This window comes from Curtobacterium sp. MCLR17_036 (assembly GCF_003234445.2).
Lineage (GTDB): Bacteria > Actinomycetota > Actinomycetes > Actinomycetales > Microbacteriaceae > Curtobacterium.
In genome coordinates this window covers 2660023-2681862 of the sequence record NZ_CP126269.1, presented here as the reverse complement: position 1 = coordinate 2681862, position 21840 = coordinate 2660023, and the positions used below count along the sequence as shown (strand labels likewise).

Annotated in this window: 27 protein-coding genes and 1 pseudogene; 15 read left to right on the top strand and 13 right to left on the bottom strand. The window is 73.4% G+C overall.

The genetic code is table 11. The features are described from left to right. Positions 1-307 precede the first annotated feature (307 nt). Together DEI99_RS12570 and DEI99_RS12565 are read left to right on the top strand one after the other, a co-directional pair. A complete protein-coding gene (locus DEI99_RS12570) occupies positions 308-1711 on the top strand; it encodes an LLM class flavin-dependent oxidoreductase (RefSeq protein WP_220037173.1) in 1404 nt (467 codons plus the stop codon). A gap of 4 nt (positions 1712-1715) precedes the next feature. Then, a complete protein-coding gene (locus DEI99_RS12565) occupies positions 1716-2219 on the top strand; it encodes a GNAT family N-acetyltransferase (protein WP_071260953.1) in 504 nt (167 codons plus the stop codon). Here DEI99_RS12565 and DEI99_RS12560 read toward each other — a convergent pair. Together DEI99_RS12560 and DEI99_RS12555 are read right to left on the bottom strand one after the other, a co-directional pair. Next, entirely contained in the window at positions 2192-2947 is a 756-nt protein-coding gene (locus tag DEI99_RS12560; protein ID WP_258369554.1) for an SGNH/GDSL hydrolase family protein, read from the bottom strand. The two genes, DEI99_RS12565 and DEI99_RS12560, sit on opposite strands and share 28 nt — an antisense overlap. A 210-nt stretch (positions 2948-3157) precedes the next feature. Next, complete coding sequence (locus DEI99_RS12555) at positions 3158-3616, bottom strand: SRPBCC family protein (RefSeq protein WP_111042657.1); 459 nt, start codon at positions 3614-3616, stop codon at positions 3158-3160. 74 nt (positions 3617-3690) lie between these two features. Here DEI99_RS12555 and DEI99_RS12550 point away from each other — a divergent pair, with 74 nt between their 5' ends. From DEI99_RS12550 to epsC, 5 genes and pseudogenes are all read left to right on the top strand, one after another. Beyond that, a complete protein-coding gene (locus tag DEI99_RS12550) occupies positions 3691-4728 on the top strand; it encodes a dipeptidase (RefSeq protein ID WP_111042656.1) in 1038 nt (345 codons plus the stop codon). Positions 4729-4808: 80 nt separating this feature from the next. Continuing rightward, a pseudogene (locus DEI99_RS12545) lies at positions 4809-5474 on the top strand (PDDEXK nuclease domain-containing protein); the annotation flags it as partial. A gap of 70 nt (positions 5475-5544) precedes the next feature. Then, on the top strand, positions 5545-5823 hold the full coding sequence (locus DEI99_RS17220) for a PDDEXK nuclease domain-containing protein (RefSeq protein WP_349774913.1): 279 nt from the start codon (positions 5545-5547) through the stop codon (positions 5821-5823). Between the two features lie 151 nt (positions 5824-5974). Continuing rightward, positions 5975-6913: a cysteine synthase A gene (cysK, locus tag DEI99_RS12540; protein ID WP_111042655.1), complete on the top strand. Its 939-nt coding sequence runs from the start codon at positions 5975-5977 to the stop codon at positions 6911-6913. Beyond that, positions 6910-7491, top strand: a complete 582-nt coding sequence (gene epsC / locus DEI99_RS12535) for a serine O-acetyltransferase EpsC (protein ID WP_502867005.1) — start codon at positions 6910-6912, stop codon at positions 7489-7491. Before cysK ends, epsC begins: the two co-directional genes overlap by 4 nt. Before the next feature lie 19 nt (positions 7492-7510). On the opposite strand, the gene DEI99_RS12530 is transcribed toward epsC, so the two are convergent. Further along, positions 7511-7810, bottom strand: a complete 300-nt coding sequence (locus tag DEI99_RS12530) for an excalibur calcium-binding domain-containing protein (RefSeq protein ID WP_220037195.1) — start codon at positions 7808-7810, stop codon at positions 7511-7513. A gap of 141 nt (positions 7811-7951) precedes the next feature. Here DEI99_RS12530 and DEI99_RS12525 point away from each other — a divergent pair, with 141 nt between their 5' ends. Next, entirely contained in the window at positions 7952-8335 is a 384-nt protein-coding gene (locus DEI99_RS12525) for an MmcQ/YjbR family DNA-binding protein (protein ID WP_111043173.1), read from the top strand. 40 nt (positions 8336-8375) lie between these two features. On the opposite strand, the gene DEI99_RS12520 is transcribed toward DEI99_RS12525, so the two are convergent. Next, positions 8376-8855, bottom strand: coding sequence for a MarR family winged helix-turn-helix transcriptional regulator (locus tag DEI99_RS12520; protein WP_111043174.1), 480 nt, complete (start codon positions 8853-8855; stop codon positions 8376-8378). Between the two features lie 89 nt (positions 8856-8944). Here DEI99_RS12520 and DEI99_RS12515 point away from each other — a divergent pair, with 89 nt between their 5' ends. Next, positions 8945-9736, top strand: a complete 792-nt coding sequence (locus DEI99_RS12515; protein WP_111043175.1) for an SDR family NAD(P)-dependent oxidoreductase — start codon at positions 8945-8947, stop codon at positions 9734-9736. Here the strand turns inward: DEI99_RS12515 and DEI99_RS12510 are convergent. Further along, positions 9720-10361, bottom strand: coding sequence for an MOSC domain-containing protein (locus tag DEI99_RS12510; RefSeq protein WP_111043176.1), 642 nt, complete (start codon positions 10359-10361; stop codon positions 9720-9722). The genes DEI99_RS12515 and DEI99_RS12510 overlap by 17 nt on opposite strands. Positions 10362-10560: 199 nt before the next feature. On the opposite strand from DEI99_RS12510, the gene DEI99_RS12505 reads away from it, so the two are divergent. From DEI99_RS12505 to DEI99_RS12495, 3 genes are read left to right on the top strand one after another with little or no spacing between them, the layout of a single operon-like run. Continuing rightward, complete coding sequence (locus DEI99_RS12505; RefSeq protein WP_071260970.1) at positions 10561-11115, top strand: RNA polymerase sigma factor; 555 nt, start codon at positions 10561-10563, stop codon at positions 11113-11115. Next, a complete protein-coding gene (locus tag DEI99_RS12500; RefSeq protein WP_111043177.1) occupies positions 11112-11777 on the top strand; it encodes a hypothetical protein in 666 nt (221 codons plus the stop codon). Before DEI99_RS12505 ends, DEI99_RS12500 begins: the two co-directional genes overlap by 4 nt. Beyond that, positions 11774-12082, top strand: a complete 309-nt coding sequence (locus DEI99_RS12495; protein WP_111043178.1) for a hypothetical protein — start codon at positions 11774-11776, stop codon at positions 12080-12082. The genes DEI99_RS12500 and DEI99_RS12495 overlap by 4 nt, the downstream gene beginning before the upstream one ends. 91 nt (positions 12083-12173) lie before the next feature. Here the strand turns inward: DEI99_RS12495 and DEI99_RS12490 are convergent, their stop codons facing one another. From DEI99_RS12490 to DEI99_RS12460, 7 genes are all read right to left on the bottom strand, one after another. Then, the gene (locus DEI99_RS12490) at positions 12174-13055 is read right to left on the bottom strand and encodes an aggregation-promoting factor C-terminal-like domain-containing protein (RefSeq protein ID WP_284180820.1); all 882 of its coding nucleotides are present in this window, start codon (positions 13053-13055) and stop codon (positions 12174-12176) included. A 279-nt stretch (positions 13056-13334) separates the two neighbouring features. Continuing rightward, positions 13335-13790, bottom strand: coding sequence for a MarR family winged helix-turn-helix transcriptional regulator (locus DEI99_RS12485; RefSeq protein ID WP_284180819.1), 456 nt, complete (start codon positions 13788-13790; stop codon positions 13335-13337). Between the two features lie 176 nt (positions 13791-13966). Next, positions 13967-14617, bottom strand: a complete 651-nt coding sequence (locus DEI99_RS12480; protein ID WP_284180818.1) for a GntR family transcriptional regulator — start codon at positions 14615-14617, stop codon at positions 13967-13969. A gap of 135 nt (positions 14618-14752) precedes the next feature. Next, positions 14753-15199 (bottom strand): DUF1810 domain-containing protein, encoded by a 447-nt coding sequence (locus DEI99_RS12475; RefSeq protein WP_284180817.1) that lies wholly within the window; start codon positions 15197-15199, stop codon positions 14753-14755. Beyond that, a complete protein-coding gene (locus DEI99_RS12470; protein WP_284180816.1) occupies positions 15196-15987 on the bottom strand; it encodes a YqjF family protein in 792 nt (263 codons plus the stop codon). The genes DEI99_RS12475 and DEI99_RS12470 overlap by 4 nt, the downstream gene beginning before the upstream one ends. Continuing rightward, complete coding sequence (locus DEI99_RS12465) at positions 15984-16382, bottom strand: DoxX family protein (RefSeq protein ID WP_284180815.1); 399 nt, start codon at positions 16380-16382, stop codon at positions 15984-15986. Before DEI99_RS12465 ends, DEI99_RS12470 begins: the two co-directional genes overlap by 4 nt. Before the next feature lie 39 nt (positions 16383-16421). Beyond that, entirely contained in the window at positions 16422-17687 is a 1266-nt protein-coding gene (locus DEI99_RS12460; protein WP_284180997.1) for a bifunctional phosphopantothenoylcysteine decarboxylase/phosphopantothenate synthase, read from the bottom strand. A 61-nt stretch (positions 17688-17748) separates the two neighbouring features. Between DEI99_RS12460 and DEI99_RS12455 the strand changes: the two genes are divergently transcribed. Further along, entirely contained in the window at positions 17749-18561 is an 813-nt protein-coding gene (locus DEI99_RS12455; RefSeq protein ID WP_284180814.1) for an NRDE family protein, read from the top strand. Between the two features lie 60 nt (positions 18562-18621). Here the strand turns inward: DEI99_RS12455 and DEI99_RS12450 are convergent, their stop codons facing one another. Further along, a complete protein-coding gene (locus DEI99_RS12450; protein WP_111043190.1) occupies positions 18622-19527 on the bottom strand; it encodes an SDR family oxidoreductase in 906 nt (301 codons plus the stop codon). Between the two features lie 167 nt (positions 19528-19694). Between DEI99_RS12450 and DEI99_RS12445 the strand changes: the two genes are divergently transcribed. Continuing rightward, complete coding sequence (locus DEI99_RS12445; RefSeq protein ID WP_083404819.1) at positions 19695-20804, top strand: LLM class flavin-dependent oxidoreductase; 1110 nt, start codon at positions 19695-19697, stop codon at positions 20802-20804. Between the two features lie 252 nt (positions 20805-21056). Continuing rightward, entirely contained in the window at positions 21057-21680 is a 624-nt protein-coding gene (locus DEI99_RS12440; RefSeq protein ID WP_111043189.1) for a hypothetical protein, read from the top strand. The last annotated feature ends 160 nt before the right edge of the window (positions 21681-21840 follow it).

Genomic DNA, 21840 nt, shown 5'->3' with positions numbered 1-21840 from the left:
TGTACCCGTGCCTGCGGCCACGCAGGCACCCGCCGACGTGCACCCGTGCCTGCGGCCACGCGCAGGCACCCGCGCGGCGGCCCGGCGGAGGCGCCCGCCGCGCCCGCCCGGCCGGACCGGCGGAGGCGGCACCCGACGGGGCCCGCCCGGACGGCGGGCGCGAGCGGGTACCGGACAGGAGGCCCGTGGCGGGCCCGCACCGTGCCTCCCGTCCGTCCGTCGGTCGCCGCGCACCCGCGCACCCGCCGTCGTCACGCTTCGTCACGATCCGTGACGGGCACAGGTCGCGGACGTAGCGTCTCGACCCGTGAGCAGCAGCAGCGAACACCGGCAGATCCGCTTCAACGCGTTCGACATGAACTGCGTCGCGCACCAGTCCTCCGGACTGTGGCGGCACCCCCGCGACCGGTCGCGGGACTACCGCGACCTGAGCTACTGGACGGACCTGGCGAAGACGCTCGAGCGCGGGGCGTTCGACGGCATCTTCATCGCCGACGTCCTGGGCACCTACGACGTGTACGGCGGGTCGAACGAGGCCGCGCTCCGCACCGGGTCGCAGGTGCCCGTGAACGACCCGGTCCTGCTCGTGTCGGCGATGGCGTCGGTGACCGAGCACCTGGGCTTCGGCATCACGGCCGGCACCGCGTACGAGCACCCGTACCCGTTCGCCCGTCGCATGTCGACGCTCGACCACCTGACCAAGGGCCGGGTCGGCTGGAACGTCGTCACCGGGTACCTGCCGAGTGCCGCGCGGAACATGGGCCAGGCCGACCAGCTGTCGCACGACGACCGCTACGACGTCGCCGACGAGTACCTCGAGGTCCTCTACAAGCTGTGGGAGGGCTCGTGGGAGGACGACGCCGTCGTCGCGGACCGCGAGGCCGGCGTCTTCACGGACCCCGCGAAGGTGCACCCGATCGAGCACCACGGCACGCACTTCGACGTGCCGGGCATCCACCTGTCCGAGCCGTCGGTGCAGCGCACGCCGGTCATCTACCAGGCGGGTGCGTCACCGCGCGGCATCCGCTTCGCCGCCGAGAACGCCGAAGCGGTCTTCGTGGGCGCACCGACCGTCGAACAGCTCGCGTCGACCGTCGCGAAGGTCCGTGACGCCCTGGAGGCAGCTGGTCGCGACCGGTACGCCGCCCGCGTCTACACGCTGCTCACCGTGATCACGGACGCCACCGACGAGCTCGCCCAGGCGAAGTACGAGGACTACCTGTCGTACGCCTCGGAGCTCGGTGCGCTGGTGCTCAACTCCGGCTGGATGGGCGTCGACCTGTCGCAGTGGGACCTCGACGAGCCCCTGGGCGACGTCGAGTCGAACGCGATCCAGTCGGCCGCGGCGAACATCGCGGCGGCCACCGGCGAGGACGGGTCCTCGTGGACGATCCGCGACCTCGCCCGGCACACCGCGATCGGCGGGCTCGGGCCGGTGGCGGTCGGCGGGGGAGCGACCATCGCCGACCGGCTGCAGGAGATCCAGGAGCTGACCGACGTCGACGGGTTCAACCTCGCCTACGCGGTGACGCCCGGGACGTGGGAGGACGTCATCGAGTTCGTCATCCCGGAGCTCCGTGCCCGCGGGGCCTACCCCGAGGAGTACGAGCCGGGGTCGCTCCGGCAGAAGCTGCACGGCCGCGGGGACCGGTTGCCCGACGAGCACCGTGGGGCGTCGTTCAGGATCGCGAGCCGCACCGCCGTAGGCTGACCGGGTGATCGAGTCGTCCGTGGTCGTGCGTCCTGCGACCGGGGACGAGACCGACACCTGCATCGACCTGTGGGCGGCAGCCGTCGCCGAGCGGGACGGCGTCGCCGAGGACCCGGCCGTCCGGGAGCGCGCGCGGCAGAAGTTCGCCGCGGAGCACGTCGCGTGGCTGGTGGTCCCCGGGGCCGACGGCGCGATCGACGGCTTCGTCCTGGTCACGGCGCCGGGGACCGGTCGGTCGACGGATCCGTCGGACGCCGCCTACCTGTCGTTGCTCGCGGTGCGCCCCGGGGTGCAGGCCCGCGGGGTCGGGCGGTCCCTGCTCGCCGAGGCCGTGCACGACGCCCGCGCCGCGGGACACCCGCGTGTGGTGCTGCACGTGCTCGGCGACAACGACCGGGCGGTCCGGCTGTACGAGGCGGGCGGCTTCGCACCGACCGGCGACGAGTTCGCCCACGCCCTGACCGGTGGGACGACGCGGGTCTACGCGACCGGCGTCCACGTCGGGTAGGTCGCCGACCGGCCGTCGCCGGACGAGCGCCGGGTGACCCGCCGACCGACCCACGGCAGGACGTACTCGCGGTAGTAGCGGGCCTCGGCCCGGAAGCCGGTGCGGCCGGCGTGCACGGACGCGGGGTCGGCGGCCGCCGGGCCGTCCAGGACGGCGTGCAGCGCCAGGTCGGCGACGCGCTGGTGCCCGGTCGCGTTCATGTGCAGGCGGTCCTCGGACCAGAACTCCGCGCGGCGCAGGTGCGGGTCGCGGGAGACGTCGACGAACGGCAGGCCGCGACGGCTGGCCAGGTCGCCGAGCGCTCCGGCCCAGGCGTCACCGCGACGGTTGATGAGCGACCCGAGGGGCAGCCGCGCGCTCGGGTCGGCCGGGCTGAGCAGTGCCATCCGTGCGCCGCGCGCCTCGACCCGGTCGACGGCGGACTCGACCCGGCCGATCAGGGCGTCGACGTCGAAGCGGGGGCGGAGCAGGTCGTTCCCGCCGGCGCAGAACGTGATGAGCGTCGGCGCAGGGTCGAGGTCGAGCGCCGCGTCGAGCTGCCCGTCGAGGACCCCGGCGAGCAGCCGTCCGCGCACCGCGAGGTTGGCGTAGGAGACGTCGGCGTCCGACGCAGCCGCCATCGCGCTCGCGAGTCGGCCGGTCCAGCCGGGGAGCGGAGCGGGACCGGCGTCGCCGATGCCCTCCGAGAAGCTGTCGCCGATCGCGACGTAGCGGATGGTCTCGTGCATGTGCTCATCATCGTGCACATGGCTGTGCAGGTTCCAGGTGCTGTGCGGTACGTCCACGAGCAGCGCTCGGCGTCGCTCGGCCGGGTCGCTCGGCCGGGTCGCTCGGTCGGCGCGCTTCGTGAGCAGCAACGGTCGGGTCGCCACACGGCACTCGACCGTTCCTGCTCACGAAGCGCGCGAGGCCATGGCCGACGCCGGACGGACGCCGGGTCAGCGCGCGGCGTCGAGCTCGGCCGCGAGTGACGCGTTGCGCTCGGCGACGAGCCGCGGCATGTACCGCGCCAGCGCGAGCACCTCGGCCAGGCGCCCCAGCGGGCCGAGCGGTGCGCGGAACGTGATCGTGTCGACCATGCGCGTGCCGCCGGCCGACGGCTCGAAGCGGTGCTCGTGGTGGAACCGGGCGAACGGTCCACGTACCTGTTCGTCGACGAACCGGTGTGGTGCCTCCAGATCGGTGATCCGACTCGTCATCCGCCAGACGACCCCGAAGTGCCGCGCCCGCCAGGTGACGGTCTCGCCCAGGCCGATCGTGCCGGACGTGGTGCCGGCGACGGCGCGTTCGCCGCTCGCGGCCATCGAGCGCTCGTGCGCACCGATGTCGAGCGAGAGCGCGAAGGCGCGCTCGGGGGAGCAGGCGAGCTCGGTCTCGAGCCGGAAGGAGACGGTCACCGGACCGTCCGGTCCGTCGGCGTGTTCGTGGAGGCCACCCGACGATCGTAACGACGGGCGGTAGCGTCGCAGGCATGACGTTCGACGCGCTCCCGTTCCCGGTCATCGACGGCCACAACGACCTGCCCTGGGAGCGTCGCGAGACGCACGACTCCGGCGTGGAGGGCATCGACTCGGAGCAGGGCAGCCTGCACACCGACCTGCCGAAGCTCCGGGCCGGCGGGGTCGTCGGCCAGTTCTGGTCGGTGTTCGTGCCCGCCGACGACGCCGACCCCGTCCGGACGACGCTGCAGCAGATCGACCTCGCGCACCGCATCGTCGAGCGGTACCCGGACACGCTCGCCCTGGCTCGCACCGCGGCCGAGGTCCGTGCTGCGATCGACTCCGGTCGCATCGCGTCGCTGCTCGGCGCCGAGGGCGGACACTCCATCGGCGACGACCTGGCGGTGCTGCGGGCCTTCGCACGCCTCGGCGTCCGGTACATGACGCTGACGCACAACGACGACACCCCGTGGGCGGACTCGGCGACCGGCGCACGGGCGCACGGCGGTCTCACGGACCGGGGCCGGCAGGTCGTGGCCGAGATGGAGCGCATCGGCATGCTCGTCGACCTGTCGCACACCGCCCCGTCGACGATGCGGGACACCCTCGACGTCGCGACCCAGCCCGTCGTCTTCAGCCACTCGTCCACGGTCCACGTGGACGACCACCCCCGCAACGTCCCCGACGACGTGCTCGCCCGCCTGGCGGACAACGGCGGCGTGGTGATGATCACCTTCGTGCCGAAGTTCGTGTCGCGGGCCTGGGCGGACTGGGAGGAAGCCGGCCAGGTCGGCGAGCCGCCCCTGGTCACCGTGTCCGACGTCGCCGACCACGTCGAGCACGCCCGCGACGTCGCCGGGGTCCGGCACGTCGGCCTCGGTGGCGACTACGACGGCACGCCGGTGCTCCCGCCGGACCTGCGGGACGTCTCCCGCTACCCGGTGCTCGCGGCGGAACTGCAGCGGCGCGGCTGGGGCGAGCAGGACCTGCGGGCGCTCGCCGGGGGCAACGTGCTGCGCGTCCTCGAGGCGACGGACGAGCGGTTCGCGCGGACGGCGTCCGTGCGCTGACGCGGAGGGGCGAAGACCTCTCGTCTGCCGTCCATACCGATTGATGGACAGGAATCCGTCCGGGCGTCCACCATCGGCGGATGACCGAAGCCGCCGCACTGCCGACCGAGTACGCCGAGACCTTCCAGATCATCCGGGACCGCGTCACCGCGACGCGCAGTCGTGTCCAACTGGCGGCCAATGCCCACCTCATCCACCTGTACTGGTCCATCGGCTCGGTCCTGCTCGAACGGTCGAGAGCCGGTCGGTGGGGAAGCGGGGTCCTCCGGCAGCTGGCAGCGGACCTGCGGGCGGAGTTTCCGTCCATGAAGGGCCTGTCGCTGACCAACCTCAAGTACATGCGGCAGTTCGCGGCGGCTTGGCCCGACGAAGCGTCAATCGGTCAACAAGCTGTTGACCGATTGCCCTGGGGGCACATCACGCTGCTCCTCGGCGTCGCGGACGACGCACATCGGGCCTGGTACGTGCAGTCTGCTGTGCAGGGATCGTGGTCGCGCAACGTTCTCGGGCACAACATCCGCTCGGGCATCGCCGAGCGGCACGCTGCGGCCCCGACGAACTTCAGCCGTGTCCTCGATGGCGACGATGCCGATCTCGCGCAGCAGATCACCCGTGATCCGTACGTCCTGGACTTCCTGGCGGTGGACGGCGACCGCGACGAGCGAGCCATCGAGACCGCGATGGTGGACCGCATCGCGGACACGCTGCGCGAGTTCGGGGTCGGGTTCGCGTTCGTGGGCCGTCAAGTGCACTTCGACGTGGACGGCAGTGACTTCTTCGTCGACCTGCTCTTCTTCCACGTGGCAGCTGCGGTACGTGGTCGTCGAGCTCAAGACCGGCGACTTCCGTCCGGACCACGTCGGCCAGCTGTCGTTCTCCGTCACCCTCGTCGATGCGCGGCTCCGCCGCGAGCTGCATGCCGAGACGGTCGGGCTGCTGTTGGTCGCGGGCGGGAACGACTCGGTCATCCGCTACTCACTCGGCGCCTCGAACGCTCCGGTCGGGGTCGCGTCGTACGACCTCCTGCCTCCCGGACTCCAGCGGGCACTGCCCAGCGAAGCGCAGCTGCAGCGGGCACTCCGTGGCGGCTCGTGAGCAGATCGCGGTGATCAGGGGGCGCGACACGCGTCCGCTCCGCACGCACCGTCACGGACAGCACCGCCCGGGGTCCGGTCGCTAGGATCGGGCGCATCCCCGCGCCTCCAGGAAGAGCGATGCGCGACCTGATCTGCAGAGGACGGACCGGATGAGCGGCACCATCTACGACAACATCTCGCAGGCCTTCGGCAACACCCCGCTGGTCCGCCTCAGTCGGCTGCCGAAGCCCGGCGGTGCCGAGGTCCTCGCGAAGCTCGAGTTCTACAACCCCGGCGCGAGCGTGAAGGACCGCCTCGGCGTCGCGATCATCGACGCCGCCGAGGCCGCGGGGGCGCTGCAGCCCGGCGGGACCATCGTCGAGGGGTCGTCGGGCAACACCGGCATCGCGCTCGCCCTGGTCGGCGCCGCCCGTGGTTACCGGGTCGTCATCACGATGCCGGAGACGATGAGCGTCGAGCGTCGTGCCGTCATGCGCGCGTACGGTGCCGAGATCGTGCTGACCCCCGGCCCCGAGGGCATGAAGGGCGCCGTGGCCCGGGCCGAGGCGATCGTCGCGGACACCCCCGGCGCGGTCCTCGCCCACCAGTTCGAGACCGCTGCGAACGCCGCGATCCACCGGAAGACCACCGCCGAGGAGATCCTGCGCGACACCGAGGAGCACGTCGACGTGTTCGTCGCGGGTGTCGGGACCGGCGGCACGATCACCGGTGTCGGCCAGGTCCTCAAGGAGCGCGTGCCCGGCGTGCAGATCGTCGCCGTGGAACCGAAGGACTCGCCCCTGCTCTCCGAGGGCAAGGCCGGCCCGCACAAGATCCAGGGCATCGGCGCGAACTTCGTGCCGGAGGTCCTCGACCGCAGCGTCATCGACGAGGTCTTCGACGTCGAGCTCGACGACGCCCTGCGGGTGGCACGGGCGCTCGCGACGCAGGAGGGCATCCTGTCCGGGATCTCGTCCGGCGCGATCGTGCACGCCGCCCTCGAGATCGCGGCTCGCCCCGAGAACGCCGGCAAGCGCATCGTCGCCATCGTCTGCGACACGGGCGAGCGCTACCTGTCGACGGTGCTCTTCGAGGGGCTCACTGCGTGAGTCGTCCTGGTCGACCAGGCGTGCTGCGGACCATCCGGGAGGACCTGGCCGCGGCACGCCGCGGTGACCCCGCCGCACGGGGGGACCTGGAGAACGCGATCGTCTACTCCGGGCTGCACGCGATCTGGGTGTACCGGGTGACGCACCGGCTCTGGACGGCGCAGGGCCTGCCCGGCTCGCGGTTCGCCGCGCGGGTGCTCGGCCAGGTCGCCCGCTCGCTGACGGGCATCGAGATCCACCCCGGGGCCCGGATCGGGCGCCGCTTCTTCATCGACCACGGCATGGGAGTCGTGATCGGCGAGACCGCGGTGATCGGCGAGGACGTGCTCGTGTTCCACGGCGTCACGCTCGGGGGTCGGGGCGGGGACAGCCCGCGGGCACGCCGGCACCCGGTGGTGGGGGACCGGGTGGTCCTCGGCGCAGGGTGCTCGCTGATCGGCGGCATCACGGTCGGGTCCGACTCCGTGGTCGGAGCCGGCACGGTCGTCACGAAGGACGTCCCCGCCGGATCGGTCGTGACCGGTGTCGCGGGCACCGCCCGGCCGCGCTCCGGCCACGAGGGCGTGCCGACGCTCTAGGACGTCGGCACGCGCCGGCTCAGCTCTTCTCGCAGGCGATGCCGTCCTTGTCGCGGTCGAGCTTCGTGTTCGCGCGGTAGAGCGCGTCGTCCTTCTTCACGGTGCCCTTGAGCGCACGGTAGGTGGTCTTGCCGCCGGAGACGACCTTGTTCTTCGTGACGGACTTCTTCGCGATGCCACCGGAGTACACCTTGTGCACGGCGGTGCAGTTCGCGTAGCTCTTCGGCGCGGCCTGCGCGCTGGTGGCGCCCCCGACGGCGACGGTGGTCGCGAGGACGGCGGTGGCGGCGGCGACGCCGAGGGTTCGGATGATGCGCACGGGTTCCCCCAGGAACGGTTCGTGGTCGTCGCGGGCGACGGCCGCGTCGGGCGCGCGGCGAGGCGATCCTACGACCTGAACGTCCCTCACGACCTACCCCCGAACGGGGATCGTGCGGGATCCGTGCGGCATCCTGGGGAGATGGACGGCGAGCAGCTGCACGAGGTCGCGATCCGCACGGCGACCGGGTTGCCCGCGGTGCGCGAGACCGAGCCGTTCGGTGAGGGCGCCCTGGTGTACAAGGTCGTCGACAAGATGTTCCTCATGGCCACCGTCCTGCGCGGGGTCCCGATCGTGAACCTCAAGTGCGCGCCGCCGCACGGTGCCGCACTGGTCCGCGACCACGACGAGATCTCGCCGGGGTGGCACATGAACAAGCGGCACTGGATCGCGATCGCTCCCGGGGGCGGGGTCGACGAGACCCTGGTGGAGGACCTCGTGGCGAACGCCTACGACCTCGTGGTGGCCGGCCTGCCGCGTGCGAAGCGTCCGCTCGACCCGTCGCGTTGCGCGCTGCCGGACTGACCCCGGGCGCGGACCGCCGCGACCCTCGGCCTCGTGCTGCTCAGGGGGACGGTGTCGGCGGCGTCCATGCCTCCGGCCCGAGGTCTGCCGAGACGTGACGGGCGATCTCCCCGAGCGCCTGTGCCCGGGCCGGGCCGAGGGCGTCGAAGACGACACGGTCGACGAGGGCCCGGTGCGCCGGCGTGGCCCGGGCGACGACGTCGTGCCCGGCCGGGGTCAGGAGGGCCAGGGTGTACCGGCCGTCGTCGGGATCCGTCGCCCGCGTGGTCCATCGCTTGGCCTCGAGCCGCGTCACCGCGCGCGACAGGCGGGAGAGCGTGCAACTCGCGTACCCGGCGAGCACGCTCATCCGCAAGCGCCGGTCCGGGGCGACGTCGAGCGCGTACAGCACTCCGTACTCGAAGTGCGTCAGACCGCTGTCCCGCTGCAGCTGCGCGTCGAGGGCCGCGGGCAGTCGCTCCAGCAGCGTCGCGACCGCCGCCCAGGTCTCGAGTTCCTGCGCACTCCACGGGGCTGCCATGTGCTCATCCTATCCGTGACTTGCCCAGGCAAGCGACGGTGGGTAGCGTGACTTGCCCAGGCAAGTCATGCGATCGGAACGGGAACACCATGGACCTCCAACTCACCGGCAAGTCGGCCTTCGTCAGCGGGTCGACGCAGGGGATCGGGTACGCCGTCGCCGACGCGTTGACGGCCGAGGGGGTCGACGTCGTCGTGAACGGGCGCGACGCCACCCGCGTCGAGGCCGCGGTCGAGCGCCTCCGGAGCGCACACCCGGGCTCGGCTCCCCGCGGGATCGTCGCCGACTTCGCGGATGCAGGATCCGTCGAGCGGCTGCTGTCGTCGGTCGGCGACGTCGACGTCCTCGTCAACAACGTCGGGCTGTTCGGGCTCGCTGACTTCGACCAGCTCACCGACGACGACTGGGCCCGGTACTTCGAGGTGAACGTGATGAGTGCCGTGCGCCTGTCACGCAGGCTCCTCGGCCCGATGCTGGACCGCGGGTGGGGCAGGATCATCTCGATCGGCAGCGAGTCCGGTGTGAACGTGCCGGTCGACATGGTCCACTACGGCGTGACGAAGGCTGCGCTCACCGCGCTCGGCAACGGCCTGGCGAAGCGGACGCGCGGGACCGCTGTGACCGTGAACACCGTGCTCGGTGGACCGACCTACTCCGAAGGCGTCGCCGGCGCGGTCGGAGCGGTCGCCGCCGCACGGTCCGTGCCCGTGGCCGAGGTGCGCGACGAGGTCATCGGACAGAACCGCACGACGCTCCTCGAGCGGTTCCTCGACCCGCAGGAGATCGCCGACGTCGTCCGGTGGCTCGCCAGCCCACGGGCGTCGGCGACGAACGGCGCGGCGGTCCGCGCGGACGGTGGTGTGCTCACCGCGGTGCTGTAGCCCGAGCGGCGACCTTCGACAGGTCCCGCACGACCTTCGGCGCCAGCCGCTCCCCGGACTCGAGCACCGATCGTGCGCGCTCCGGCGAGAGGTCGCCGAAGATCTCGCCGATGGTCACCCCGTGGTCGGGGCGGTACGTCACCTCGATCGGGTCGCCCGCGGTGACGGTGCCGGACCGCACCACGCGGAGGTACGCGCCTGGCCGCCCCTCGTCGGCGAAGCGTCGCACCCAGCCGTCGATCGCCATCCGCCGCGCGAACGTGCCGCACGGGATCCGGGGGATCGTCACCTCGAGCTCGAGGGTCTCGCCGACACGCCAGCGTTCGCCGGTCACGGCTCCCGTCACGTCGACCCCGCTGGTGCGCAGGTTCTCGCCGAACAGCCCGGGCGCGACCTCGCGGTCGAGCGCATCGGCGAAGTACGCGGCGTCCTCGTCGGCGTAGGCGTAGACGGCCTGGTCCTCGCCGCCGTGGTGCTTCCGGTCCGCCTGGACGTCCGCGTACAGGCCGAGGGGCCGGACCCGCACGCCCCCGGTGACCGGGCGCTTGTCGATGGCGGTGACCCCGATCGTCCCCGAGTCCGGGAGCAGACGGTCGACGCGGCAGACGGCGGTGACGAGCGACATGGGTCCACTCTCGCGCACCGACTGCCGCGACGGAAGCCGAGCGGGGTGTGACGGAACGGCTCGTCGGTACGTCCCACCGGTGAGGATCCAGACCCGCTGGTCCGACACAGGAGTCACCGTGCTCGAACCCGACACCGTCCGGACGACGTCGCACGGCCGTGCCCAGCTGAACCCCACCCACCACCAGTAGAAGGAAGTCGTGCACCACCAGCCCCTCGACGAGCTCGACGACGCGGTCCTCGCCGGCCGTTCGTCCGACGGCGACGTCCGGGCCTTCGAGGTCCTCATCCGTCGCTACACCCCGCTGCTCCGCGCCTACGCCCGTCGCACCCTCGGCTCGACGGACGAGCTCGACGACGTCGTGCAGGAGACCTTCATCACCGCGTGGGACCGCCTGGACGGGCTCGTCGAGCAGGCCCGCGTGAAGTCGTGGCTCATGCGGATCCTGAGCCGGAAGTGCCTCGACCGCATCCGTGCCCGACGCGACCACGACGACGTCACCGAACTCGAGGTGGCAGCACCCTCCGACGACGCCCCGGAACGCGTCGCCGAGGCCCGGTCCCGAGAAGAAGCGGTGGAGCGCGCGCTCGCCGAGCTCCCCGACGCACAACGACGGTGCTGGATCATGAAGGAGGTGCTCGAGTACCGGTACGAGGAGATCGCCGCCGAACTCGACCTGCCGCCCTCGACGGTCCGCGGGCTCCTGTCCCGAGCGAGGAAGAACATGATCCGACTCATGGAGGCCTGGCGATGACCGCCCCCGACGGAACCCCGCTCGACGCGCTCGAGCCCGACGACCTCGACGGTCACACGATCGACGAGCTCGCCGACTACCTGGACGCCGGCATGCGCCCGGCCGACCCGAGCATCGACGACTCCGCGGCCTGTCAGAACGCCCTCGCGGCGATCCTGCGGGTGCGGCAGGCGTCGCACGGTTCGCTCGAGGCCGCTGCCCTCGTCGAGGCCCCGGCCGACGAGTCGTGGATCGGCAACGTGCTCGCGAACATCTCGATCGAGAGCCGGTCCGGCCGCGACGTGCCGCTCCGCCCCCGGTCGGCGTCCGAGCAGCCGGTGATGACCGAGGGCGCGATCCGGTCGCTCATCCGGCGCACCGGCGACGGCGTCCCCGGGGTGCTCATCGCCCGGTGCCGCCTGGACGGCGACGTGACGGTGCTCGGGTCGCCGGTGCGGGTGGTCGTCGAACTCGCGGTCGTGCCCGGCGCTGCGATCCCGTCGACCGCTGACCTCGTCCGCGGTGCGGTCGCCCGGGCCGTGTCCGAGCAGACCGACCTGGTCGTCGAGGGCGTCGACGTCGTGGTCCGCGACCTGCTGCCGGAGACGCCCGCCGCCACCGAGCCGGAGACGCCCGGGGCGACCGGCACCACCGACGCCACCGACACGGAGGGGACCCGATGAGCACCACCGACGACGTCCTCGCCGCCCTCGAACACGTGGTCACCGGTGTCCCCGGCGTGGCCGAGCTCTACCGCGCCCGACCCACCGTCACGAGCGCCGTCCAGGCCGTCCGCGGTCTGACGACGGGCGGGACGTCCGCCCGGGTCGTCGTCGACGGCGACGTCCTCCGGGTCGTCATCGGGACCGACGGCGTCCGGCCGGCGCCCGACGTCGCGTGCGACGTCCACGACGTCGTCCTCGACGCGGCCGCCGAGCACGGGCTGCCGCTGTCCCGCGTCGACGTGCGCGTCGCGCGGGTGGGGTGACCCCGGCGGACGGACGGCCGGGAGGCCCGTGGTGCGCGATGCGCCGCGGCGTCCGTCCGGCGCGCGGTCACCGCGCACCCCAGGGGTCGGCTCAGTAGAAGTTGCTCGCCTGCGAGTGCGCCCACGCGGCGCACGGCGTGCCGTACGCCTCGCTGATGTAGCGCAGCCCCCAGGTGATCTGGGTGGTCGCGTTCGTCTGCCAGTCCGGAGCGATCGTCGCCATCTTCGAGCCGGGGAGCGCCTGCGGGATGCCGGTCGCGCCGCCGTTCGGGTTGACGGCCCGGTAGTCCCAGCCGGACTCCTTGGTCCACAGGTTGTCGAGGCACTGGAACTGGTCCGCGCCCCAGCCGTACCCGGACGACGCGAGCGAGGTCGCGGTCGCCTTCGCACCCGCGACCGTGTTGCCGGCGGCGAGCGCGCGTACCCGCTCCTCGGCCTCGGCGGCGGCACGCGCACGGGCAGTGGCCTTCGCCGCCGCGGCGGCCTCCGCGTCGACGTCCCGTCGGTCCTGCGTCGCGCTCGCCTGTTCGACGTGGGCGGTGGAGGCGACGGTCGACGAGATCCGGGTCGTCAGCGCGGCGCCGGAGAGCTGCCGGTAGTCGCTCAGGGCGTCGACGCGGCGGGCGAGTGCGCTCGTGTCCGTCTTGTCGTTCGCGGTCCGCATGACGGTCTGCGCGGTGGAGATCGTCGCGGCGGCCTGTGCGCGGTCGAGGGCGGTGCCGCTCAGGGCGGGCCGCGGCGTCGTCGTCGCCGAGGCGCTGGCGGAGCCGCTCGGCAGGCCGAGTGCCTCGCCGATCGCGGGCTGCGTGCCCACGGTGAGGGCGCCGCCGGCGATCGCGAGGACCGCGGCACCACCGGCGACGATGGTCGCGCGGCGGCGGAGTGCCCGGCGAGCCCGTCGGGTGGGGGTGTCCAGTGCCTCGCGTCGGGTCGAGGCGGTGGTCGGGGTGGGTTCGGGGGTGTGTCCTGGCATCGGTTCCGGTGGTCGGGCGGCTCGTCGGCGGACTCCTCGCGCACCCTGCGGGGGCACACGTCGACGCCGCGCTCGGCACGGTCGTCGTGGGGAGGTCCGCCAGCCGGGGAGGACCGGACGGTGGTGTGGGGCCCGTCCGTCCGCCCGGGCGGCCGTGGGGGAGGCCGCCGGTGGGCGGAGCCGACACCATGACGCGTCGGGCTGGACAGCGCGTCCAGGGACGCTGGCAGAACCGTCCGTCCACCCTTCGGTAACGGTTCGGTAACGGCCGATCCGGGATCAGGACGTGTGAGGTTCCTGGACGCCGTCGCCCTGGGCAACGCGCTCGAGGGCGTCGAGCGCTCCGGCGATGGCCGAGACGTCCGATTCGTCGAGCTCGGCGATGAGCTCGGCGACGATGCCGGTGCGGTCGGAGCGTGCGCGTTCGACCGCCGCGATGCCCTCGGGGGTCGCGCTCACCATGAAGGCCCGGCCGTCCGTCGGGTCGGCCTCGCGCTCGATGAACCCGCGCTGCTCGAGCTCGGTCAGGATGCGCGTCATCGTCGGCTTCGTGACCACCTCGATCCGCGACAGGTCGCCGGGGCGCAGGGGTCCGTCGCTCTGGATGGTCGCCAGGGCGGACACGAGTCCGTACCCGAGCGAGGCCGAGTCGGACCGGGCTCGCCGGTTGATCTTGCCGACCGCCTGGGCCAGACGTGCGGCGACTGCGGTTCGGTCCGTCGATCGGGGACTCATGTGGCGCTCCGGGTGGGCGATCGGGTGGTCCGGCCGATGCTACCGGCTGGCGGGACCCGGACTCTGTGAGCGGCTCCGCGAGGGTCCGGACGTGCCGACCGGGAGGCCCGTGGTGCGCCCGACGCCCGTCCTGCGACGGCAGGACGGGCGGTTCCTGTGCGGCAGTACAGGCGGGCTCAGCGCTTCTCGCCGGGGAGCAGGTGGATCGCCTCGGTGGCCAGCTCGGCGGCGACGTTGTCGCCGGACTCGGTGGCGGCCCGCAGGCGCACGAAGTCCTCGGTCATGCGGTCCCAGTCGACGAGCTCGTCGAGGTTCGGCAGCCGCAGGCGGAAGGCCAGCCCGTCCATGGTGTCGCGGCAGACGCGCTGCAGGTTGGCGTTGCCGCACTCGGCGACGTACAGCGCGAACACGTCGAGGGCGTCGTGGTTGACGGCGCCGACGTCGTGCGCCCGGAACTCGGCGATGGTCTTGTCGAGCTGCGCGAGGATCTTCTTCCGCGCGCCGGCGCCCAGCCGCGGCACGGCCAGGCGGACGACGCCGCCGAACAGCACGCCGAGGGTCTGGATGGCCTCGACGACCTCGTCGGGCTTCGGCGTCGTGACGCGCGTGTAGCGGTTCGGCGCCATCTCGATCAGGCCGGCGCGGGCGAGCTGGCTCAGGGCCTCGCGGATCGGGGTGCGGGAGACGCCGAGCCAGGCGATGAGCTCGTCGTCGTTGAGCCGCTCGCCGGGGACCAGCGTGCCGTCCATGATCGCGTCGTGGATCTTGTGGCGGACGGTGTCGCGGAGCAGCTGGTGTTCGGTCGGGGCGCTGCTGGGGACCGGCATGCGGGTTCCTTCGTGGTCGTGGCGCCGGGGGCGTCGGTTCGGGATCGGGCAGCGCAGCACTGCGCCGTCCGGCATCACCGTACCTGATATACGACCGGTGTTGCGCTCGGCGCTCCGGTGCCACGGGGCGCGGTGTCAGCGGTCCCCGAGCAGCCGGAGGGTGGCCGGGTCCTCGGCGCCGTCGTACCAGCGGTCGAGCACCGCTCGGAACGGCGACGGCTCGTCGGCGACCCGGGCGAACAGCGTGGCCGACGACCGGAGCTTCAGTGCGTCGGTCGCACCGAGCAGCACTTCCACGGTCGGCGCGGGTGCCGCGGCCGCGACCCCGGCGGCCTCGCGCAGGCGGACGCCGAGCACGGGGTGGGCGAGGTACGCCCGCGCCTCGTCGGGCCCGGAGATCCCGTACCGCAGGGCGGTGGCGCTCCGCCCGAGCCCCGCGAGCTGCGGGAACACGAACCACATCCAGTGCGAGGTCTTCCGTCCGCGCCGCAGCTCGTCGACCGCCGACCCGTGCACGCCCTCCTGCGCACGGACGAAGCGGTCGAGGTCGAACGGGTCGTCGTCCGCATGTCGCCCGGTCACCGGATCACCCCGCCCCAGCTGTACCGGACGGTCGTGCCGTCGACCACGAGCAGCGAGTCCGGTTCGCGGTCGAACAGCCCGGACAGGCCGACCGCCGCGGGCAGGTCGCCCTCGAGCTGGTCGAGTCGTGCGGACCGGACGGTGAGCGGCGCGTGCTGTCGTTGCCAGAAGAGGGTCTGCGCCAGGTACCGGGCGTGGATGCCGGCGCGGGTGGTGAGCTCGGCGGCGAGGGGCGTGTCGACGACGTCGCCCGCGTGCACCCGGACCGAGGCGGCCCCTCGGGGTCGGGGAGCGTCGGGCGCCCGGTCCCGGTGCAGCGAGTGAGCCCACCGGAACGGGTGCCGGACGCGACCGCTGTGCCGGACCGAGCGGTGTGCGACGGTGTCCCCGCGCCGTCGCGACCCGGCGTGCGCGAAGGTGTACGGCACGCCGAGGAGCGCGTGTGCGGCGACGATCGCCGGGACGTTCGCCGTGTCGACGGTCCGGTACGTCACGCCGTGCCGCCCCTGGTCGTCGACCGTCAGCACCTCGAGCGTCACCTCGGTCATCCGGCCGAGCCGGCCCGCCGACGGGAACGGCGGCACGCGGGTCTCGTCGAAGACGTAGGCCGAGAGCCCCACCCAGGCGCTGCCGTCCACGACGTCGGGCCGTGTGCCACGGGGGACGAGCCGTGCGAGCGCCCCGGGGTCGCTGCGCCAGTGCGCGAAGACGATGTCCTGCCAGGCGTGCACGGTGACCGGGCGGTGCAGCAGCGGCCCGGCGGCGCGCTCCCGCGCCCGGTCGGTCACCGCTTCGGCGCGTGTCGGCCGACGCGCACGGCCCAGAGCACGAGGGGTGCCTGCAGGGGGAGACGGAGCACCGAGACGATCCGCATCGCCCGGCTCGACCGCGGGTGGTCGAGCAGGTCGGCCGCCATCTTGACGTTCGCGGGGAACACCGCGGCGAACAGTGCCGCGGCCGCCCAGCCCGACGCCCGGCGGGTGGCCGGGAACGCGAGCCCGGCCGCGATGCCGAGCTCGGCGACGCCGGACGCCACGGTCGTCAGGCGCGGCGGGAGCGCGTCCGGCACGATCCGGTCGTAACCGCGCGGTCGCAGGAAGTGGGTCGCCCCGGCGCCGCCGAGCAGCACCGCGAGCACGGTGGCGGTCCGGGTGGCACGTCGGATCCGATCGCGTCGTCGCATGCCCCCATCGTGCCCGTCGCGCCTCGGAGCGCCCGGAGGTCAGACGAGCGCGGTCGCGACGAGGTCCAGGACGGCCGTCGCCACCTCGGCCTTCGTGCCCGAGGTCTCGCGGACCACCTCGCCGCCGGGCACGAGCACCTCGATCGCGTTCTCCTCGCGTTCGAAGCCGGCCGACCAGCCGACGTGGTTCACCACGAGCAGGTCGGCGGGCTTGCGGGCGATCTTGGCGCGACCGAGCTCGATGCGGGCGGCACGGTCCGGTTCGGTCTCGGCGGCGAACCCGACGACGACCTGCCCGGCGCGCCGCGCGGCGACGAGGTCGGCGAGGACGTCGGGGTTCCGCACGAGCTCGAGCGACATCCGCTCGCCCTGGGCGTCCTTCTTGAGCTTCTCCTCGAGCACCTCGGCCGGTCGGTAGTCGGCCACCGCCGCGGTCATCACCACGACGTCGGCCTCGGCGGCGGCGGTGTGCACGGCGTCGGCGAGTTCGAGCGCGGACCCGACCGGCACGACGGTCGCGTCGAGCCCCTGCAGGAGCCCTGCCTCGATGTTCGCCGACACGAGCGTGACCTCTGCGCCGCGGGCCGCGGCCGCCGCCGCGATCGCCAGGCCCTGCCGTCCGCTCGAGCGGTTGCCGACGAAGCGGACCGGGTCGAAGGGCTCGCGCGTCCCGCCGGCACTGACGACGACGCGGACGCCGTCCAGGTCGCCCTGTTCGCCCCGGGCGCCGCCGGACGTCGCGGGCCGGTCGTCACCGGTGCGCCGGCCCGGCGTGGTCGGGTCGTCCAGCACCGCGAGCGCGGCGGTGACGATGTCCGCGGGCTCCGCCATCCGCCCGATGCCGGCGTCGTCGCCGGTCAGCGCACCCACCACGGGGCCGACGAGGTGGACGCCGCGCGCGCGGAGCGTGGCGACGTTCGCACGGGTCGCCGGGTGCTCCCACATCTGCGGGTGCATCGCGGGTGCGACGACGACCGGGGCGTCGGTGGCGAGCAGGGTCGTGCCGAGCAGGTCGTTCGCCAGGCCGGCGGCCATCCGTGCCAGGGAGTCGGCCGTGGCGGGGGCCACCACGACGAGGTCCGCGCGACGGCCGAGGGCCACGTGGCGCACCTCGGCGACGTCGTCCCAGACGCTCGTGGTGACGGGGTTCCGGCTCAGGGCCTCGAGCGTCGGCAGCCCGACGAAGCGGAGGGCGCCCTCGGTCGGCACGACGTGCACCTCGTGGCCGCGCTGCACGAGGTCGCGGACGACGCCGACGGCCTTGTAGGCGGCGATCCCCCCGGTGATCCCCACGATGACGGTCAGGGCGCGCTCTGCTGCTGCGTTCACGTCGATCACGCTACCGGCGCGTGCGAGGATCGTCGCCATGTGCACCGTCGTCGTCCGCGTCGCGCCCGGGTCCCCGTGGCCCGTCACCGTGCTCGCCCTGCGCGACGAGTCACCGGAGCGCCCGTGGGACCCGCCCGCCGCGTGGTGGCCCGACCGCGACCCGGACGTCCGCGGTGTCCGCGACCGTTCCGCCGGTGGCGCGTGGCTCGCGGCCTCGGACCGGGCCGGCCTCGCGGTCGTGCTCAACCGCTCCGAACCCGTCGCGAGCGACGACGGGACCTGGACGACCCGGGGCGTGGTGCCGGTGGACGCCGTCGCGGACGACCTGCTCCCCGGGCACGACGGCACGCTGCCGACCACTCGGGCCTTCAACCTGGTGCGGGCGACGGCCGAGGGCGCGACGGTCCTGACCTGGGACGGCACCGAGGTCCGCACCACCGACCTCGGTCCCGGCGTGCACATGGTCACCCACGGCGAGGCCGACGACCCCGGGGCGCCGCGCATCGGCCGCTGGCTCGAGGCCTTCCGGGCCGTCGACGCCCCGACGGGGCCACCCGAGGTCGGGCCCGCCGACGAGCTCCGCGCGCTCGGACGCGACGGCGCCGACAGCGACACCGACACCGACCCCGGCGACGGGTGGGGCGGCTGGTTCGGGGTGCTCGCTGACTCGGCCGCGCTGCCGGTCGACCACCCGGACGCGATCCTGCGCGACGTGCACGAGGCCGAGGGGCACATGACGACGCTCTCGGTCGTCGCCGCGGCGATCGGTCCGGACCGGACCGTCCTGCAACACGCACGACTGGCCGAACCCGGTCGGCTGGACACGGCGGTGGAGCTGCACCGCGCCTGAGGCGACAGGCGGGGCGGGCGGGGCGCGGGCCTCCCGGCCGACCGCCGCCACCCACCCGGGTCAGAGCGGCGGACGTGTCCCGGTGAGGTCCTCGGCGACCGCCCAGAGCGAGCGCGCCAGGTCAGCGCTGCGCGCCGAGCCCGGGATCGACGCGGACGTGGTCGGACCGGTCATGCCGAACGCGCCCGACGGGCCGTAGTAGGCGCCGCCCACCGCGTTCGGGCCGACGGCGGCGTAGAGCAGCGGCTCGGTGCCCTGCTCGACGTCCTGCGCGAAGGGCATCGGCCGGTTCGCGCGTGCCGGACCGGAGCGTCCGAGCGACCGACCCGCCGTCATGAGGTTCGTGCGGGTGATGCCGGGGTGCGCGGCGGTGCTCACGAGCGGGACGTCGGCCTCGACCGTCAGGCGGTGCAGGTGCAACGCGAGGAGCAGGTCGGCGAGCTTCGACTGCCCGTAGGCGCGCCAACCGTTGTATCCGCGCTCCCACTGCAGGTCGCGGAACCGGATGCGACCACCCATCGCGGCCAGGCTCGACATCGTCGTGACCCGGGGCGCCTCGGCACTCAGGAGCGAGGGCAGCAGCAGGTTCGTCAGCGCGAACGGGCCGAGGAAGTTCGTGCCGAACTGCAGCTCGAAGCCGTCGACCGTCTCGAACCGCTTCGGGGGAGCCATCACGCCCGCGTTGTTGACGAGCACGTCGACGGGGCGGTCCTCGCCGACGATGCGCTCAGCGAAGGTCCGCACGCTCGCCAGGTCGGCCAGGTCGAGCTCGCGCACTTCGACGTCGGCGGCGGGGTTCGCCGCACGGATCTCGGCGGCGGCGGTCTCGCCCTTCGCGACGGTGCGGACGCCGAGCACGACGCTCGCGCCGGCCTCGGCGAGGCGCAGTGCGGCCTCCTTGCCGGTGCCGCTGTTGGCGCCCGTGACGACGATGCGGCGTCCGGTCTGGTCGGGGAGTCTCGGCATGCCCGTGACCGTACTCGGGGCAGCTGGCGGCTCGTGCCGTCCTCGTGGTGGTTCGTGCCGTCCTCGTGGTGGTTCGTGCCGTCCTCGTGGTGACTTGTGCCGCCCTCGTGGCGGCTCGTGCCGCCCCCGTGGTAGTTTTATGCAAACGCATCGAAATGGAGGCTCGCATGAGCAACGCATTCGGCACCGACCGTCCCTCGGACGTCCCGCCGCCCGCACCCGACCGGGTCGGCCCCGTGCAGCTCGGCCTCGACACCTTCGGTGACGTCACCGAACTGCCCGACGGCTCGGTCAAGTCCGACGCGCAGAGCATCCGCGACGTCGTCGAGCAGGCGGTGCTCGCCGACCAGATCGGCATCGACTTCATCGGCGTCGGCGAGCACCACCGCGCGGACTTCATCGTCAGCGCGCCCGAGGTCGTCCTCGCCGCGATCGCCGCCTCGACGTCCCGCATCCGGATGGGCAGCGCCGTCACCGTGCTCTCCTCGGACGACCCGGTCCGCGTCTACGAGCGCTTCGCCACCGTCGACGCGATCTCGGACGGACGCGCCGAGGTCATCCTCGGCCGCGGGTCCTTCACCGAGTCGTTCCCGCTCTTCGGCTACGAGCTGTCCGACTACGAGGTCCTGTTCGAGGAGAAGGTCCAGCTCTGGGCCGCCCTGCGCGGCGGCGACAAGGTCACCTGGTCGGGCACCAAGCGCGCACCGCTCGTCGAGCAGGACGTCTTCCCGAAGCTCGAGCACGGCCCGATCCCGACCTGGATCGGCGTCGGTGGCTCGCCCCAGTCCGTCATCCGCGCGGCCTCGTACGGCATGCCCCTGTTCCTCGCGATCATCGGCGGGCAGCCCGCCCAGTTCGCCCCGTTCTCGCGGCTCTACCGCCAGGCGCTCGCCCAGCTCGAGCTGCCGCAGCAGCCCATCGCGATGCACTCGCCGGGCTTCATCGCCGAGACCGACGAGGAAGCCGCGGAGCGCTACTGGCCGTACCACAAGGCCGTCACCGACCAGCTCGGCCGGGAGCGCGGCTGGCCGCCCCTCGACGTCGCCGGCTACCGCGCAGGCCTGTCGGCCGGCGGCTCGCTGTACGTCGGCTCGCCCGAGACCGTGGCGCGCAAGATCGCCCGCAACATGCGCATCCTCGGGGTCTCCCGGTTCGACATGCGCTACGCGACGGGTCGCCTGCCGCACGACGACATGATGCGCTCCATCGAGCTCTACGGCACGCGGGTCGCCCCGCGGGTGCGCGAGCTCCTCGCCGAGGCCGTCCCGGTCGCCTGAGGACTGACGCCCGGGTCGCGGACGCGGTTGCGTCCGCGTCCGCTGCCGCGTGTGTGGCCGCGTTCGCGTCCGCGTCCGCTGCTGCGTCCGCGTTCGCTGCCGCGTGTGTGGCCGCGCTCGCTGCCGCGTGTGTGGCCGCGTTCGCTGCCGCGTGTGTGGCCGCGTTCGCGGTCGCTTCTCGTCCGGGACGGCCGGGAGGCCCGGGCTGCGTCCGCAACGCCGCTCACGGGTGCCGCGGGTACGGTCCAGGGCATGTCGTCACGCCCCACCGCACCAGAACGCCGGTTCCGAGGACGCATCATGGGCGTCGGCACGACGTCCGGCGCGCGCATCGTCGTGGGGATGTGGGAGCGGTCGCCGTTCGGCGCGTTCACCGACGTGTTCCTCGAACTGCCGGACGGCACCAGCGTGCTCTTGGCCCCGGACGAGATCGTCGCCGCCTACGTCTCCGGCACCTACCGCTTCGACACCGTCTCGGTGGTCGACGTCCGCGCTCGACGGACCGCCCGCGGGCTGGAACTGTCGGCCGGTGCCCTCGAGGCGTCGATCGACGTCGGAGCGATCTCCCCGCTCGGCAGGCTGCTCCGCATCGTCCCGAAGCCGATCGCCCGCGACCCCCGGTGGCTCGCCGCGATCGACCCCGTTGCCCGACTCGTCGCCCCCGGATCCGGCACGGCCGGCTCGGCGGGCAACGGCCGCCGCGAGTACTACGGCGTGACCGGGGCGCACGACGTCACCGGCGTCCGCGGCACCTGGGCGGGGGAGTCGCTCGGGTCGCTCGCCCCGCTCGACCCGCCCGTCGCGTTCGGCTTCGCCTCGATGCCGAGGATCCCGCAGGTGGTCGACGTCGAGACCACGATCCGCGAGCCGGCCTGACCCCGCGGGCGGCCGCGGACTCTGTGACCTGTCGAGTGGGGTGCGTTCTGTCCCATCGCGTGTGGTGTCGGAAGCGGTTCCGCGCGAAGGGGGTCGTTCGTTCGGGCTTCCCACCCGCGGTTCGCCTTCCCGTGCGCGGGACTGCCCACCGCCGGCGCCG

What these genes read in the sequence shown, in the direction of transcription:
- DEI99_RS12560 (WP_258369554.1), bottom strand. Translation starts at nt 2,947, where the DNA reads ATGCACGAGACCATCCGCTACGTCGCGATCGGCGACAGCTTCTCGGAG.
- DEI99_RS12550 (WP_111042656.1), top strand. Translation starts at nt 3,691, where the DNA reads ATGACGTTCGACGCGCTCCCGTTCCCGGTCATCGACGGCCACAACGAC.
- cysK (WP_111042655.1), top strand. Translation starts at nt 5,975, where the DNA reads ATGAGCGGCACCATCTACGACAACATCTCGCAGGCCTTCGGCAACACC.
- DEI99_RS12525 (WP_111043173.1), top strand. Translation starts at nt 7,952, where the DNA reads ATGGACGGCGAGCAGCTGCACGAGGTCGCGATCCGCACGGCGACCGGG.
- DEI99_RS12520 (WP_111043174.1), bottom strand. Translation starts at nt 8,855, where the DNA reads ATGGCAGCCCCGTGGAGTGCGCAGGAACTCGAGACCTGGGCGGCGGTC.
- DEI99_RS12515 (WP_111043175.1), top strand. Translation starts at nt 8,945, where the DNA reads ATGGACCTCCAACTCACCGGCAAGTCGGCCTTCGTCAGCGGGTCGACG.
- DEI99_RS12510 (WP_111043176.1), bottom strand. Translation starts at nt 10,361, where the DNA reads ATGTCGCTCGTCACCGCCGTCTGCCGCGTCGACCGTCTGCTCCCGGAC.
- DEI99_RS12500 (WP_111043177.1), top strand. Translation starts at nt 11,112, where the DNA reads ATGACCGCCCCCGACGGAACCCCGCTCGACGCGCTCGAGCCCGACGAC.
- DEI99_RS12495 (WP_111043178.1), top strand. Translation starts at nt 11,774, where the DNA reads ATGAGCACCACCGACGACGTCCTCGCCGCCCTCGAACACGTGGTCACC.
- DEI99_RS12490 (WP_284180820.1), bottom strand. Translation starts at nt 13,055, where the DNA reads ATGCCAGGACACACCCCCGAACCCACCCCGACCACCGCCTCGACCCGA.
- DEI99_RS12485 (WP_284180819.1), bottom strand. Translation starts at nt 13,790, where the DNA reads ATGAGTCCCCGATCGACGGACCGAACCGCAGTCGCCGCACGTCTGGCC.
- DEI99_RS12480 (WP_284180818.1), bottom strand. Translation starts at nt 14,617, where the DNA reads ATGCCGGTCCCCAGCAGCGCCCCGACCGAACACCAGCTGCTCCGCGAC.
- DEI99_RS12465 (WP_284180815.1), bottom strand. Translation starts at nt 16,382, where the DNA reads ATGCGACGACGCGATCGGATCCGACGTGCCACCCGGACCGCCACCGTG.
- DEI99_RS12455 (WP_284180814.1), top strand. Translation starts at nt 17,749, where the DNA reads ATGTGCACCGTCGTCGTCCGCGTCGCGCCCGGGTCCCCGTGGCCCGTC.
- DEI99_RS12450 (WP_111043190.1), bottom strand. Translation starts at nt 19,527, where the DNA reads ATGCCGAGACTCCCCGACCAGACCGGACGCCGCATCGTCGTCACGGGC.
- DEI99_RS12445 (WP_083404819.1), top strand. Translation starts at nt 19,695, where the DNA reads ATGAGCAACGCATTCGGCACCGACCGTCCCTCGGACGTCCCGCCGCCC.
- DEI99_RS12440 (WP_111043189.1), top strand. Translation starts at nt 21,057, where the DNA reads ATGTCGTCACGCCCCACCGCACCAGAACGCCGGTTCCGAGGACGCATC.